Below are 16,361 nucleotides of genomic sequence, written 5' to 3' on the forward strand. Positions count from 1 at the left end.
CTCTATCTTTCGAAATTTAATACTTACTTGTATGATTCATTATGAGAACTAACGTGGTTGATAGGATGTAGTCAATATAAATAAATTCTATCAATTGCCATCAAGATTATTAAGAGAGCATAGCTCATGAATCAACAGGCAACTAATTTAGTGGAAATCAGCGACATGAGTTTTCGTCGTGGTAACCAGCAAATTTTTACCAATATAACTATGACTATGCCAAAAGGTAAGATTACTGCCATTCTGGGTCCTTCTGGTGTTGGTAAAACCACTTTATTGCGTTTGATTGCCGGGCAAGTACGCCCGGATAAAGGTAGAATATGGTTTGATGGTCAAGATATTTCATCACTTTCACGACATAAATTATTCAAAATACGTGAAAAAATGAGCATCTTATTTCAATCTGGTGCTTTATTTACTGATCTGACAGTAGTAGATAATGTAGCATTTCCTCTTCGAGAGCGTACAGAGCTACCAGAACCGATAATCCTAACTACCGTGCTGATGAAGCTAGAGGCAGTAGGGCTACTTGGTGCAGGAAGTATGATGCCGTCTCAGTTATCGGGAGGAATGGCACGTCGTGCAGCTTTAGCGCGGGCCATTGCCCTGGACCCGGAAATGATTTTATTTGATGAACCTTTTGTTGGACAAGATCCAATAACCATGGGAATCCTGGTAAAACTCATTAACGATCTTAATAATTCACTAGGAATTACCTGCATCGTAGTATCACACGATGTGCCTGAAATATTGAGTATTGCAGACTACGCATATATTCTAACAGATAAAGGGATCATCAGTAAGGGTGATTCTAAGGAACTTAACAGCAATATCGATATACGAGTTAGACAGTTCTTAGATGGAACTGCCGATGGCCCTATACCATTTCGATATCCGGTCGGCGATTATCATGGGGCATTGCTCGGAGTATCTACACTATCTTCAAAAATCAGTGAGCCCATCTTATTCAATGCATTAATATTTTATGGGCGTCTAGGAATTAAGTTATTTGCTTATTTTAAACGCGCGAGTCTTATGATGTTTCATGCTTTAATAAGCAAGCCTGATTTAATTAAGCAGTGGCCCCTTCTTTGCGGACAAATATATAGTCTTGGTGCCCAGTCTTTGCTAATCATTATAGTCGCGGGATTCTTTATTGGTATGGTTCTTGCCTTACAGGGTTATCTAACTTTAACTACCTATAGTGCTGAAGCTAGTCTCGGGCTGATGATTTCTTTATCACTTCTCCGTGATCTTGGTCCAGTCGTGACTGCTTTGCTGTTTACTGGACGAGCTGGTTCTACAGTGACAGCAGAAATTGCTTTAATGAAGGCGACAGAACAAATTTCTAGTATGGAAATGATGGCTGTAGATCCACTTCGTCGTGTTATTGCGCCTCGCTTTTGGGCTTGTATAATAAGTATGCCTCTGCTAACGGTAATTTTTGTTGCAGTAGGCATCTATGGAGGATCTGTAGTTGGTATTGATCTACAAGAAATTGATAGCGGTTTGTTCTGGGCTGCAATGCAAAACTCGATAGATTTTTGTCCCGATCTTGCAAATTGTATGATTAAGAGTTTTATTTTTGCTATTACTATTATATGTATTTCCTTGTTTAATGGCTATGATGCAATACCTACTTCTGAGGGGATTAGTAACGCTACCATGCGAACAGTAGTGCATTCCTCGCTAGCAATCTTGGGATTAGATTTTATGATAACAGCACTGATGTTTAGGTAATAATGCAATGCAAATAAAACAACATGAAATCTGGGTTGGCATATTTATGCTAATCGCATTTTGTTCATTCCTCTTCTTATTACTACAGGTCGCCAATTCTCATGCGCTGATTGATGAACCCACTTATCGTATCTATGCTATCTTTGATAACATTGGTAGCTTAAAAAAGCGCTCTCCTGTTAAAATAGGGGGAGTTATTATCGGTCGTGTTTCAGATATTCAGCTAACTCCGCAAACTTATCTTCCACGTGTTGCGATAGATGTATATAAACAATACAACCAGATTCCTGATACAAGCTCATTAGCGATTAGTACCCCAGGATTGCTGGGAGAGCAATTTCTGTCTTTAAGTATAGGTTTTAAGGATTATGAAATGGGAACATCAATCTTAAAGGATGGTAGTACTATTCAGAACACAAAATCAGCCATTATGTTAGAAGATTTGATCGGTTATTTCGTTTATAATACTGCTCATTATAATTTTAATAAGAAAAATAATTTTTCATCTGAAGATTATATACTATCTAAAATTTCCGTATTATACTAATTTTAAGGATTTATTCGTGTTTAACAGTATGTTTATGCCTGTATTATTCGTCATATCCTCAATGGTTATTGCACCTGCACAAGCTGCATGCGATGAGAAAAACCCCTACAAGATGATGTATGCTGCTGCTAAAAAAACTTTTGATCGTCTTAAAATAGAACAGCCTAGAATCAAGCAGAACCCAGATTACCTGCGCACTATAGTGCGAGAAGAGCTTATGCCTTATATACAAGTTAAATATGCAGGTGCCTTGGTTCTGGGCCAGTACTACAGTAACACTACAACTGTCCAGCGTGATGTCTATTTTAAAGCTTTTCAATCCTGTTTAGAACAATCTTATGGCCAGTCCTTAGCGCTTTATCATGGCCAAGATTATAAAATTGAGCCTGAGCGTATTCTAGGTGATGATGTCACTATTATTCCCATTCGAGTTACGATAATTGATCGGCAAGGTCGTCCTCCTATACGACTGGATTTTCAATGGAGGAAGAATAGCCAAACAGGAAAGTGGCAAGTATTTGACATGATAGCAGAAGGTATAAGTATTATCACTACTAAGCATAATGAGTGGGCTTCTATTTTGCGTCGTAACGGTATTATTGGTTTGACTAAATATCTCCTGTATTCTTCGAAGCAGGCTATCATTTTGGATCAAACATAATGGTTCTTCATAATATACTACAATGGCTTATTGAGGAAGAAACTATCAAATTTATAGGAATCCTAGATAGGAATTCTTTAATGAGTTTCTGGAAAGAACGTGATATTTTACTTGAGGGTAAAAAATGTTTTGATTTGAGCAGATTGGAGCGTTTGGATTCCGCTGGGCTAGCTATGCTGGTCTATTTACAACACAGCAGTTATCCTAGGATTGCAGTTGCTGGGGTCAATCAGCATGTAAAAATGCTAATAGAACTTTATAACCTCCATGATATTTTAATTACAGAGAGCACATCAGTGATGTCATAAAATATCTTCCAGTCACTAGGAGCACAGATAGATTATAGAGTGTTTATTGAATCTATCTTATCTTAGTTTAAGATGAGTCCTGCTTGTGTTATAGGTATAAACGTCTTTAGTAAAGATAATTAATTTTATTAAAATATATCGTTGAATAAATTAAAGACTTATGCAGCAGTTTAATTATTATTTTATAATAATCAAGTATGCTAGTTCTTGAGTACCTTAATTAGTATATTAACTGGATTTTTTACTTCTTCGCCAATCAGGAATAGTCTATTAGTAATATCTATTTAAATGAATACATATATTAGTGTTATTGATACTCTTTGATCAGCAAAGATTTTGATTTTCGTCTGTTAGCATTTTAATAAGTTATTCAGTATAATTTATACTAAGATTTAAAGAGGATTACTATCAATATAAAAGATTGCTCTAGATTTTACTAATGATAAACACCTATCGATCTGTTATCTTATTGTTTTGCTAGAGATTAAGAAACTGTTGTATAATTCTTTTTCTGTACTGTAAGATTTAATAAGGCATTAATAATGCATACCATGGACGATCAGCGACAAGGAACAATTTATTTAAATAGATGCAGTAAAAGATTTTTGTAGACAGATAACCTGATATAAGTTACCAATCAGCTAGTTCTATTATATTAGCTTTGCCTCTCTCGATTAAAAAATTAAGTAAACGACGGGGAGATACATTTAATACACGATCATGCGGAAACTCTGTTTCATTAATAATACGGATACAGTGCTCAAAATTCCCTAAAGAGAATGCTATGTGAGAGTCAGTACCAAGAGCAAGATACCCTCCTGCATTGCGCACAGCCTTAGCAATCTTACGGCAGTTGATTGCACTACCAATGCGAGAGTGTATAAAAGATGAATTATTTAACTCAAGAGCTACGTTGTAAAATGCTGCAGCTTCTGCTACTGCTCGAATATTAATAGGGAATTTAGGATTACCGGGATGGCTAATAATATCAGCATCTCCTTTTGCTATTGTAGATATTATTGCTTCAGTGTGGCTATGGATATCCTTAGGTGCAAAAACCGGTTCATGAAGTCCAGCAATAATCAGATCTAGTTCATTTAACATCTGTGTACTGCAGTCAATATTACCCTGTATATTTTTGATATTAGATTCAATACCTCTCAAGACGGCAATTCCATTAACTATTCGTGGCCATACTCGCATATTTATGAAGTGCCAAGAATGTGGCGCATCTTTCATATCAGGACCGTGGTCAGTAATTGCGAGCAGTTTAATTCCGCATGCATTCGCTCGCGCAACATAATCATGGAGTGTACTATAGGCGTGAGTGCTGGCCACAGTATGCATATGTAAATCTACGGGATACATAGCTTTTTCTCCTTTATATATATGCGCTAACGGTCCTAAAGAACTAATACTCGTTCTCCTATTAACATAGCATATATAACGTCTCTCTAGCAATGAATGTTGCATGGATATTTAAAATGGCATATAAATTATATTGCTAATATTAATTAGACATTACAATGATATCAGAAATAAGGTCACTTCCACCTGTTATTACTATGGTATTAGTATAGTAATTTTTACTCATTCTAGCGTATTAAATACTAAGAAGTTTCAGTTCTAGATTAACTTGGCTATATAAAAATATTTTATCTTCTTAAATAATTTTCTTTCTTCTAGCTCTTGCATTCGGCATATAATTACAGCTAATTCTTACATTTATATTATTTCTGGAATCCAGGTTCTTGCTAACCAAGCATTTCTTCGACATATTGCGATTATGCTATTATATAATAATGTAACAACCTAATCCATTTTATGGATTTGTCATTTTTATTCAAAATATTTTGCTAACTCGGATTTGCTTGCTCAATTTGTTTGTTAAATATTTATTTATCTGCTATGCATAAGAATTTATGCCTATTTCTCATGCATAACAAGAGCGTACCGCATCATCCCTATACTACCAAAACATCTTATTGCATTTTTAATATTTCTTTCTCGTTTTTACTTGATGTCTTCTTATTACTATCAGTGAATTACTTATTCTATTTTATGTAATATACGGTTATATTAGTTACGTATCTGTTATGAAATTGTAGTATTATTAAATAATCCATCTGCTTCTATAAATTTATATTTATATTGCAATTCTGCCACTATATTACTTTACTTCTGTTACACAGATATCTTTTAATCTAAGGGTATTTAGTAAAAATTCAGAGAGAGTATATACTAATATTGATCGTTTTAAATACAAGGTTGATTATGTTGTCTAGCATTAATTAACTAAAATTGCGAGTATATAACGATTAAAAATTTTCTCTAATTTTATATTACAGGAATGATTAGCAAGAAATAATGACTACTAACCTATCGCAGATGATATCAATGCTATAAAAAATACTTATGATACTAGCAATTACATCGATTATTTTGATTGAAGGTTTAATAGAGATAGTGTTTATCGGGGATCAGAAAGATCTACTGTATACCTTGATATTCTTTTATAAATAAAAAATTTAATAGGACTCAATACTCAGTATGTAAAGAATTATTAAACAAAATTTTTTCTGGATACAAGTATATTACTATATAATTCTTAGTCAGATTTTTACTAAAATAAATAGATAGATTATATAGAGCTAAAAATTTATTGAATTATAGTGAAAGCATCTATAAAAATTAGCATAAAATAGCATGATTTTAAACCTATTTTTTATCTTTAAGATGATTATCTACACATTATAAATTTATTGTTCTGAGCTTGCTTTAAGCATGAATACTACTTATATTATAATCGTCATATATCTGGTTTTATCAATAGAATAATATTTACTCATGAACTAGATAACAGAGATTTTTTAAAATCCTTATAATTATGATATTTAGTTACTTCTTGATTGAGATGTCTATCAAAGTAGGTAAGTAGTATGTTTATGCTGTGTCTCTATTTTAGTAATAACAAGATAAATATGTCTGACTATTCTTAAAGCACTAAAACGCAAGATTATAGTAAATCTATTCATAATAATTTAATATAATAACCTCTAGACTTCTAAAATATGAGCATTTATCAGCAGCAACATTAATATTACGGTTATTTATCGCTAGCTTTATCTTCTTAAATAATTACTTAAAAGCTTCAATATTAGTCTATATTAAAAGAGAGTAATAAATAATTATTAATATCTTTAATTATCTGCTTTTCTAGGCGAGATGATGCTAATTGGGTATTCGAAAGACAATATTGTAAAACGGAAACCTTTGTGTAATCAGGTGAAGGTAAAAACGTCTTCTGATAGATGAAAAATAGCAACTACTATATATAATATTTTCAGAGGATACGCTGAGAAGATGGTTATCAATTAAAAATATTTAATGATATTGTATATCTATGCCATTAAAATTTTTTAGATTACTTAAATTAAAAATATAAAAGGTCAATACTTAGTTAATCAACCAAGAACAGTGGCCCCATCGAAAACTGCGGTAGATCAAAATGACTTGGGTATTTTACTGCCACTAAATAAAGTCCTGCTGCTTTTGCTGTAGCAGCCGCCATCTTACGATCTTTAGCATATAAAAGATCAGCCATCCATGTTTCAGGCTTATTGCCGCGGCCAATCTCCATAAGGCTACCCACGATATTACGCACCATATGGTGTAAGAAGCCGTTAGCCTGTATGTCTATAATCACGTATTCACCCAGACGGGTTGCCTTTAAATGAGATAAGACGCGCCATGGGGTAGAAGACTGGCACTGTGATGAACGAAAAGAGGTGAAATCATTTGGCCCTATTAAGTCCTGTGCTGCTCGCTCAATGCGAGAAACGTCTAAATAATAAGGGAAATGAGTAATCCCATTTCGTAATAATGCTTGTCGGTAGCGATTATTATATATGACATAACGATAACGGCGAGCTGTTGCACTAAAACGAGCATGAAAATTTTTTTTTACTATCTTTGCCCAATGAACCGCAATATCTTTCGGCATGTAAGTATTAACACCCATTATCCATCTATGATCTCTCCGTTGAACATGCGTTTGTACATGAACTACTTGGCCTGTAGCATGAACACCAGCATCTGTACGACCAGCGCAGGAAACCGTAATAACTTCATTAGCTACCTTGCTTAATGCTTCTTCTAAACATTCTTGAATGCTTGGTGCATTTGACTGACGCTGCCAACCGGCATAATTGCTTCCATCATATTCAATCCCAAGAGCAATTTTATGCACTTGATTATCATTGATGTTTGAATAATATATTAATGGTGCTCTAAATATCACGTCTATTCCTGAATAAAATTTTAAGAATTTTCAATAATCATCTACGACCGTTAACTCATAGTAATCTTATGTTATATAGTTGAGAACTGCACTAAAAATTCTAACTATTCTTATACAAACTGAATGACTTAATAATTAGATTAGTATTTATTAGGATTTATCGACATGCCATGGATTATAATTTCTTTCCGGACTGTGATCCTATATAACTAGAATAATTAAATAAAATAGATCTTATATAAAGAATATCTATTTTATAAAATTTAATAAAGATATTGCGATAATAAAATATTAGAGCGTTAGATTAGAGATTCATATGAAACCTTGAATCAAGATTAATTAAGTCCCTTAATAAACCATACTGCCTTTTCAAAATATTATTTTACCGCATCACAGGAATAAGTATCTATTAAACGACAGATGTTTTTGATATTATTACCTTAAATAAAATATGATTTAAATCAACCTCTTTGCTGCCTTGTCAATTCTAAGTTTATTATTAAAATAGCATTACTTGGATACTGCAATATCATTAGTTAAAAAATAAGTACTGAACTACAATTCTTGATTACCTCTCCAATTTATTTGATAAATCAATGATCCTAATTCTAGGAAATACGAATAAATAATAACATTCTATCTTTGCTTCGCAAATTTGCATAAATCCGCGAAGCAAAGATAGAATGTTATGATTACAGGCATTAAAGATAGATATTTTTTTAAATTATATTACTATAATCAGATTATTATATTTTTTTTTAAAACTGAACGTTACTGGTTTATCATGCTGAATTTTCTGATGCATTATTATACTTCTAGCCAATGTGCATTTTAGTTTACTATTTTATAGCATAGTATAAAATACTGTGAACTTTTATTAAGAGTATATTCCAGATATCTCTTACATTCTGTCTTTAAGGAAATAGTAACAGTTGATCAGTATTTATGAAGCAAGCAAATAGCGCTGGCGATATTAGTAAATTTTCTTTATTAAGATTATCGTGATCTTAAGGAATCAATATTAAATATTCTACTCCTAGAATAACAATATTCCTTAATTTCTTCCTATATAGACTAGTAATTAATTGAGGGATATTTTTTTAAAATAATTTTATTCTGTCATATAAAGCCATCATAGAGATCACAGAGAATGAGAGATCCTATTGACAGTACATTTAAGTTAAAGTTTTAAACGATCTTATGAATAGCTCGCAACATCATATATTATCTAAATGATCTTTCTCATGTTACAGCCATTTTATATAAAATATAATTTTTCCTAAAAGTATCTGCCCGAAGTGTTATTGTTCAAGCACGTTATCAGTTACTATTTCTATTTTAGAGAATTATATTTGAAAACGTCGATAGGTATTAGATTAGGTAAGGTTTTAACATTAGATGCTTTACACATTTTTGCATAATTCAGTATTCATATTACAAATTTTATCTTTTATTACTGCAAGAAACTTTTATAGTAATTTTAATGCCGTTGTTCCAAAATTGTTTTTAAGATTTTTAGGTATTAATTGCTTATAGTTAATAAAATTATATTTTTGAGATATCTAAATAGTAATCACAAATGATATTTATCATGTTTATTTATTTCAAAGATCGCCGGTATGTCTTAATAACTGCATGCTGAGAACAAAGATAATATACAGGAACTGATTAGTGTCTGCTGATGCCAACAAAATCATTTAATTATTCTGTTATGATATATATCATTAATATGCAAGAAAATCATGCTGCATGGCAGACTATTAAATATCTAATCTTCTTATTATATTTTCATGTTCTACTAAAATATCTATGATATTATAGAATATCGAAGACTTATTTTTTAACGTAGGTATAGAGACAGATCTACTTTTATAAAAAACAAAGAGAAAGCAAGATCATGATCCTCATATAAAGTATGGGTCATATTATTTTATGCTGTTTTGAAATTATATTTATCATTATAGCATATTAACAAAAAAGTTTTTAAGAGATATCGAGTTTAGAAAATAGTTTAATTATAATTGCCACTATTATTTAATACTAGTATTGCTTATGACAACTTAAAATTTAAGTAATAATTTAATTTTTCTGTAAAAACCACTCTTAAGTAATATTGATTGCTTTTAGGATCACATGATTATTTATGACTATGATTTATCTAGAAACCATGAATAAAATGGTGACTTATCACCACATCATGTCAATATAGCAATTACTAATAAATAATATATTATTCCTTATAGACCACATTTATTATTTATATATACGTATATATTATCTTGTTTTGTATGTATTGCGTAAATTGAGATAAGATAATTATATTTTTGGGAGATAAAATATACTATTTATTATCTATTACTAAAATATAGCATAGAAAATATCAGGCTAATATCTCTGAATAAAGAATATAAATATCATCATTCAAATTTATATTAAATAATATATAAATATCGTTTTCAGCATTAAATCATGACATAATCGCTGATTGCTTGTATTATTACTTTTTAAATACCTCACATTTTATGTAAATTATGTGAGAATTATATATAAAAAATTAATTTTACCAATAAAATTGGTCCACATACTTTAAAATAATTACAGATAAATGTTATTAACAGTATATTTTTTAAAATTTTATTTTATTTATATAAAATATATATAGATTAGAATTATGATGTTGTTAAGTACATTCCTGGTTTCCTTAAAATAGTGATTTAGAGTAAGTTATTGAAGAAGGAAAGATGGTCATAATTTATGATATCTTTATTTTGTTCCTCTTTATATTTGACTCTTAATGGATTTGTTTAAACTTCTCGAAAAAGTTCATTGATTTAATAAATTAATATTAGTGACATATTTACTCACGTATTCTGCGAATAGCTAAAAAGCATTTTGCTATTTATCAAAATTTATGAACTTTTATTTGTTGTAGTAAATATTATGCTGATATTAACTACATTGATTAGAAGTTTGTATAAGATCACCGAATTATAAATTGTGCTGAATGCTAAAATAAAATAGGTATAGCTAATAACCTGCAGGTTTTATTAGAACTGAGCAGCTGAAAGATATGAATAACTATACAAAAACTGATGTTGTAGTAATCGGCGCAGGAATGGTCGGTGCTGCTGCTGCCTTAGGTTTAGCTGAAGCAGGATTTTCTGTTGTAGTTGTAGAAAGTAATCGCCCAAAACCTTTTGATTCCTTACGACAACCGGATTTGCGTATTTCTGCAATAAATGCTTCTTCAATAAATTTACTGACAAATTTAGGAATATGGCAAGATGCACGTCATATGCGTAGCGCTCCCTATCTAGGGTTAGAAGCTTGGGAGCTAGAAGGATCTCGTTTCACCTTTCATGCTAAAGATTTGGGTATTCCAGAGCTAGGGTATATGATTGAAAACGAAGTCTTGAAGCTATCCCTGTGGCTTCGCTTAGAACAGATTCCTAATATTAGGATTTATTCTCCAGCTGATTTTAAAATTTTAACAAAAGCTAATAAGAGGTGGATTGTTGGTTTAAGTAACGGAGTTGAAGTAGAGGCTAAATTAGTTATAGGTTCGGATGGGGGGAGATCTCAGATACGAGATTCAGCAGGCATTGGTTTAATAGGTTGGCAATATCGTCAGTCATGCATGATGATTTTGATTCAGATGGATGATGACCCGCTGGATATTGCTTGGCAAAAATTTACACCGCATGGGCCGCGATCTTTTTTACCTCTTTGGGAACACTGGGCATCTCTCGTTTGGTATGATAATCCCGCACGCATTCGCCAGCTAATGGAATTATCAATGTCGCAACTAACCAAAGAAATTAAAAATGTTTTTCCTCCTTGTTTAGGCTGCATAAGGGCAATACATGCAGGATCTTTTCAATTATTACGTCTCCATGCTAACTGCTATGTGCAAGAAGGCTTAGCGCTATTGGGTGATGCAGCGCATACCATGCACCCACTAACTGGGCAAGGAGTAAATCTAGGATATCTTGATGTGGATGCTTTATTGAATGTAGTGATTGCAGCTCGTAATAAGGGCGAGCATTGGTATAGCGAGAATATATTAAAGCGTTATCAGCACATTAGGCGTTCGGATAATTTATTGATGCAGGCAGGTATAGATCTATTGTATTCTGCTTTTAATAATGACTTAATTTTACTGAAGATTGTTAGGAATCTGGGTTTAATAGCGGCCGAATCTTCTATTGAACTTAAAAAAGGTATGCTTAAATATTTATTAGGTTTATAGCAATCGTAATCTGCATTGCTATGGGCAGTATATAGAGATATCAATAAAAATATAAATAACTTTATGAAAAATAAGCATGCTCTACTAATTTTTATAGAGCAGCATATTGCTAATATATTCAATCTGTTTTTCTTATAATACAATTTTAAAAGTTAACTGAGATAAGATATGCTCTTTCTATTTCTTGTTTAAATACTACTGTTTGCATAAAGTAAACTCAAGCTAAAAATTTTTTATCAATATTTTGGCTGGGGTACGAGGATTTGAACCTCGGAATGCCGGAATCAGAATCCGGTGCCTTACCGCTTGGCTATACCCCAACATTATTTTGTAGTGCAACAATATTTTATATTTTTAGAAATATCAGGTATGGCTGGGGTACCAGGATTCGAACCTGGGTATGCTGGGATCAAAACCCAGTGCCTTACCGCTTGGCTATACCCCACAACACGATAGAAAAATTAATTGATTTAGATATGTGGTGCGGGAGACGAGACTTGAACTCGTAAACTTTGCAGTGCTAGAACCTAAATCTAGTGCGTCTACCAATTTCGCCACTCCCGCTTTTAATAGAACTTATTTAAGGTGGATAGTGGCTACGACGGGATTCGAACCCGTGACCCCATCATTATGAGTGATGTACTCTAACCTACTGAGCTACGTAGCCCTCTATTTTTATAGTCTAAACTTATAATAATTTCAGGCAAATTATTTGTATATCAAACATTTAGTAAACTATTTTGATCGTAAAAAGTAACAACTCATATTTCCGATGAAATTATATAATTAATAAATCAAGATGATAATAACATCAAGATAAAATTATTCACTAATTTTAATAAAAATTTTTCCCTAAAACAGGCCAGATATTTAAAATAAATATTAATTTATGTGTTTCTTCATCTAGAAACTAGATTCTAGTTTTAAATATATTTTTATGGGTTTTATAATTAATCTTTAATTTTAGGGCCTTATGACAAATATATTATTGAGCGTAACATAATTATCATAGCTACAGCTAATATATTTTTATGCTAAATATTTATCTAACCTCTTGCTAAAGAAATATCAGTCTTTTAAAAATCTCATATAGCTTTTGAAAAGCAATATTCAGCTATTAAAGAGATAAAATAGAGTGTAAGTTGTTTCTCGTATAGAGTATTATTATATCTGAAATTGTCTTGACCAGTTAACTGTTAATATTATCAATAACGCTTATAGTTTTATTATAGCAAATGAAATAAGTCTAATTTAAAATTTAAATAACTTATGTGAAAAATTTATGTATTATACACCTTAGTAATCTCACAATAATTTCATTAAGCAGCAAGAAATTATAATTATTACTGTCTTGCGTGCCTATTGAATAGAGAATTAATGATTGCAAAGATCATTTTACAGCAAGTCTAAGTTTTATATGCATGCTGATGTGTACTCACCGAACGACCTGAGGGATCATCTATTGTTCTGAATGATTCGTCCCATTCGGCGGCTCTTCCTGAAGAGCAAGCAACAGATCTCCCTATTGGAACACACTCCGCTGCTCCAGGCACAGGAAACATTTCAGCAAATATTTTTCGATATAAATATCCTTCTTTAGAGAGCGGCGTGTTGTATGGAAAAATTTCATGCGCATTTGATAGCATTTTATTGCTAATTTGCTGACTTGCAGTATTTTTCAAGATATCTATCCAGGTATAACCTACCCCATCAGAAAATTGTTCTTTTTGACGCCATGCAATACTATGAGGCAAATAGGATGAAAAACATTTGCGCATGATATATTTCTCTATTTTGCCGTTTCCACACATTTTATCTTTCGGATTGAGACTCATTGCTACATCCAGAAATTTTTTATCCAAAAAAGGCACGCGCGCTTCGAGACCCCAAGCCGACATAGATTTATTAGCGCGCACACAGTCATACTTGTGTAGCGAGAGTAGCTTTCGCACAGTTTCTTCATGGAATTCCTGACTGTTTGGTGCTTTATGAAAATACAGGTATCCGCCAAAAACTTCATCAGCACCTTCACCAGAGAGAACCATCTTGATTCCCATATCTTTAATTCTACGTGCCATTAGATACATTGGAACTGATGCACGAATTGTGGTAACATCATAGGTTTCAATATGATAAATCACATCGCGAATAGCATCTAAACCTTCTTCTATCGTAAAATTAATTTCATGGTGTATAATCCCCAAATGCTTTGCTACTACATGAGCTGCTTTTAAATCAGGCGAATCTTCTAGGCCGACCGCAAAGGAGTGAAGTTGTGATTGCAATATCGCAGTATTCTGATCATAGCCAGCGTGACTAGTCATAAATTTTTTAGTAATAGCGGCAATAATTGAAGAATCAAGTCCCCCAGATAGCAATACTCCGTAAGGTACTTCAGACATCAAATGGTTTCTGACTGCATCTTCGAGTGCATTTTTTACTTGATGAGGATAGCTGATATTATATTTTATATTTTCAAATTTGAACCAGTTACGATAATAATACCTATGAATTTTACCTTCTTCGCTTGACATATAGCTTCCAGGAGGAAATTCTTTAATGGTGCAGCAAATTGGTATAAGTGCTTTCATTTCAGAAGCAAGATAAAAGTTAGAGTGTTCATCGTAACCCATGTATAGCGGAATAATTCCTAGATGATCACGGCCAATAAGATATCTTTGCTTATCTGCATCGTATATAATAAAAGCAAACATGCCATTGAGGTCATTTAAAAAATCAGATCCTTTCTGTGCATATAAGGCCAGAATAACCTCGCAGTCAGAGGAAGTTTGAAATTTATAACTATTTTTAAGAAGTCTGCGTAGTTCTTGGTGGTTATATATCTCTCCATTAACTGCTAAAGCTTGTGTATGCGCAGCATTATACAAAGGTTGAGCGCCGTTTTTGATATCTACGATTGATAGACGTTCATGCGCTAGGATTGCGTGATCCGAAGCGTAGAGACCAAAACAGTCGGGGCCACGGTGACGCATAAGTCCTGATAATTCAATTGCTTTTTTTTGCAACTTCATAGGATCAGTCTTTAAATCAAGTACAGCAAAGATAGAGCACATATATTTCTCCCAGACTGTATTCCCCTAATTATGAAGCTATAGTTTATTAAAGGGCTATACATGTATTTGTACCATATTCTGATGTAGAAATTAACTTTATTCTCTAACTCTGTTATAATTTATCTATTATTATGAAAGATTATCGCTTACTATAATTATTAATTTAAGTTTTCTAGTAGAAATTGAATCAATTTATATTGATTTTCATCATATATGTAATTGTATATCAAATAAAATATATTCATTTGAATTATCAATATTATTCTACTAATTATAATAAATAAAATTTTTTTCTAATACATCAAGTATTATATCACTGTTTTTTCTATTTGATAATAACATTTATTTTTAAAGATACACTCTTGTATAAACTTATATTGTGACCAAAACATTAAAAGATTGAGGTCTCTTATATCCTGTCATTATACTCATCATGATTTCCTTTAAGTATGCCAATCAAAAAAGCAAATAAAAGAGAGAACCAATACCTAAAGTATTCAATACTTTATAATAAAAATCCTAAAACGCAGAATTAAAGTATTATAGCTATCATAAAATATATACAATTTACTTATATCTCATTTATGATATACATGTATACACCTCTAGCATTTAACAGTTATCTTATAGCATATACTTTATGGCATTTTAAATTATCTTAATACCTCTTGCTGTTTAATAACGACTCTGCTCTTCGGATCGAAGATTGGTCAATCATATAAATAAAAATAGTTAATATAGTTATTATATGCGAATAGAATATTTCTAGCATGCCAAAATTTTTTCAGGCTGTTATTGCTTCGGCTAATCAATATATGTATGGGTATCCAGGAAATGATATCCATTTATTATGTTTAAACCGACACACAGCATAATTCATAATAGACTATACTTCAAAATAAATCATTGTTCTGCGAACTCTAGTAGTACTTAAATATACGAAATAAAGCACTAATACTGCAAATCAGTTAGCATTTTAGCAATAAAAACATAATTTTAGTTACTGCTGAAAACAATAACATACGAATGATTTTTCATTCATCTGCTATGAATTTAGTACAACTTATTGATGGTTTAATATTACATATCAATGGATAATAGTTACATCAATTTAATAGATAAGTAAGTTATAGTTGATTACTGCTATATGTCTTGCAGCATCTAAAGATATATACATTTTAAATATTAACTTAAACTAGTTCCCTGATAACTATTCTGCAATAAGCAACATCAATATAATAAACCAGTCATGTATTTACTCAATTTTCCGTATAATAAAGATTGATAATCTTGTTGGGATTATTTTTAAAATATTAAAATATTATATTATTGCACGTTTTAAAGACACACAACATCGACGTAATATCAAAACATAATTTTTTTTGCAGCAAAGACCTGAAATATAAATAGTTATTAATTAGGTTATAAAATATATATTTATTTTAATTTTATCATTATAGATTACCACTTATATCTCTGATG

General features: G+C 31.7%; 8 protein-coding genes, 4 tRNA genes and 1 pseudogene. 6 read left to right on the top strand and 7 right to left on the bottom strand.

Features of this window, described 5'->3' with window-relative positions:
- Nucleotides 1–126: 126 nt before the first annotated feature.
- The 5 genes and pseudogenes from mlaF to KTT71_RS01455 all read left to right on the top strand — a co-directional run.
- Nucleotides 127–927: pseudogene (gene mlaF, locus KTT71_RS03455) on the top strand (phospholipid ABC transporter ATP-binding protein MlaF); the annotation flags it as partial.
- A 111-nt stretch (nucleotides 928–1,038) separates the two neighbouring features.
- The gene (gene mlaE, locus KTT71_RS03460) at nucleotides 1,039–1,740 is read left to right on the top strand and encodes a lipid asymmetry maintenance ABC transporter permease subunit MlaE (RefSeq protein ID WP_246543848.1); all 702 of its coding nucleotides are present in this window, start codon (nucleotides 1,039–1,041) and stop codon (nucleotides 1,738–1,740) included.
- Nucleotides 1,741–1,747: 7 nt separating this feature from the next.
- Nucleotides 1,748–2,287: an outer membrane lipid asymmetry maintenance protein MlaD gene (gene mlaD, locus KTT71_RS01445; RefSeq protein WP_216782700.1), complete on the top strand. Its 540-nt coding sequence runs from the start codon at nucleotides 1,748–1,750 to the stop codon at nucleotides 2,285–2,287.
- Between the two features lie 34 nt (nucleotides 2,288–2,321).
- The gene (gene mlaC, locus KTT71_RS01450; protein ID WP_420885584.1) at nucleotides 2,322–2,948 is read left to right on the top strand and encodes a phospholipid-binding protein MlaC; all 627 of its coding nucleotides are present in this window, start codon (nucleotides 2,322–2,324) and stop codon (nucleotides 2,946–2,948) included.
- A gap of 80 nt (nucleotides 2,949–3,028) precedes the next feature.
- The gene (locus KTT71_RS01455; RefSeq protein WP_246543842.1) at nucleotides 3,029–3,256 is read left to right on the top strand and encodes an STAS domain-containing protein; all 228 of its coding nucleotides are present in this window, start codon (nucleotides 3,029–3,031) and stop codon (nucleotides 3,254–3,256) included.
- Between the two features lie 630 nt (nucleotides 3,257–3,886).
- Here the strand turns inward: KTT71_RS01455 and KTT71_RS01460 are convergent.
- Together KTT71_RS01460 and truA are read right to left on the bottom strand one after the other, a co-directional pair.
- Nucleotides 3,887–4,624 (bottom strand): phosphatase, encoded by a 738-nt coding sequence (locus KTT71_RS01460; protein ID WP_216782737.1) that lies wholly within the window; start codon nucleotides 4,622–4,624, stop codon nucleotides 3,887–3,889.
- Nucleotides 4,625–6,716: 2,092 nt separating this feature from the next.
- Complete coding sequence (truA, locus tag KTT71_RS01465; protein ID WP_246543852.1) at nucleotides 6,717–7,520, bottom strand: tRNA pseudouridine(38-40) synthase TruA; 804 nt, start codon at nucleotides 7,518–7,520, stop codon at nucleotides 6,717–6,719.
- A 3,106-nt stretch (nucleotides 7,521–10,626) separates the two neighbouring features.
- On the opposite strand from truA, the gene KTT71_RS01470 reads away from it, so the two are divergent.
- Nucleotides 10,627–11,805 carry an FAD-dependent oxidoreductase gene (locus KTT71_RS01470; protein WP_216782702.1) on the top strand — a complete coding sequence of 393 codons (1,179 nt, stop codon included), beginning with the start codon at nucleotides 10,627–10,629 and terminating at the stop codon, nucleotides 11,803–11,805.
- A 245-nt stretch (nucleotides 11,806–12,050) separates the two neighbouring features.
- Here KTT71_RS01470 and KTT71_RS01475 read toward each other — a convergent pair.
- From KTT71_RS01475 to asnB, 5 genes are all read right to left on the bottom strand, one after another.
- Nucleotides 12,051–12,125, bottom strand: a tRNA-Gln gene (locus KTT71_RS01475).
- 50 nt (nucleotides 12,126–12,175) lie between these two features.
- Nucleotides 12,176–12,250, bottom strand: a tRNA-Gln gene (locus KTT71_RS01480).
- 34 nt (nucleotides 12,251–12,284) lie between these two features.
- Nucleotides 12,285–12,369 (bottom strand) — tRNA-Leu (locus KTT71_RS01485).
- A gap of 29 nt (nucleotides 12,370–12,398) precedes the next feature.
- Nucleotides 12,399–12,472: transfer RNA gene (locus KTT71_RS01490), tRNA-Met, on the bottom strand.
- A 739-nt stretch (nucleotides 12,473–13,211) separates the two neighbouring features.
- Nucleotides 13,212–14,879 carry an asparagine synthase B gene (gene asnB, locus KTT71_RS01495; protein ID WP_216782703.1) on the bottom strand — a complete coding sequence of 556 codons (1,668 nt, stop codon included), beginning with the start codon at nucleotides 14,877–14,879 and terminating at the stop codon, nucleotides 13,212–13,214.
- Nucleotides 14,880–16,361: the final 1,482 nt, after the last annotated feature.

This window comes from Candidatus Profftia tarda (assembly GCF_904848675.1).
Classification (GTDB): Bacteria; Pseudomonadota; Gammaproteobacteria; order Enterobacterales; family Enterobacteriaceae; genus Profftia; species Profftia tarda.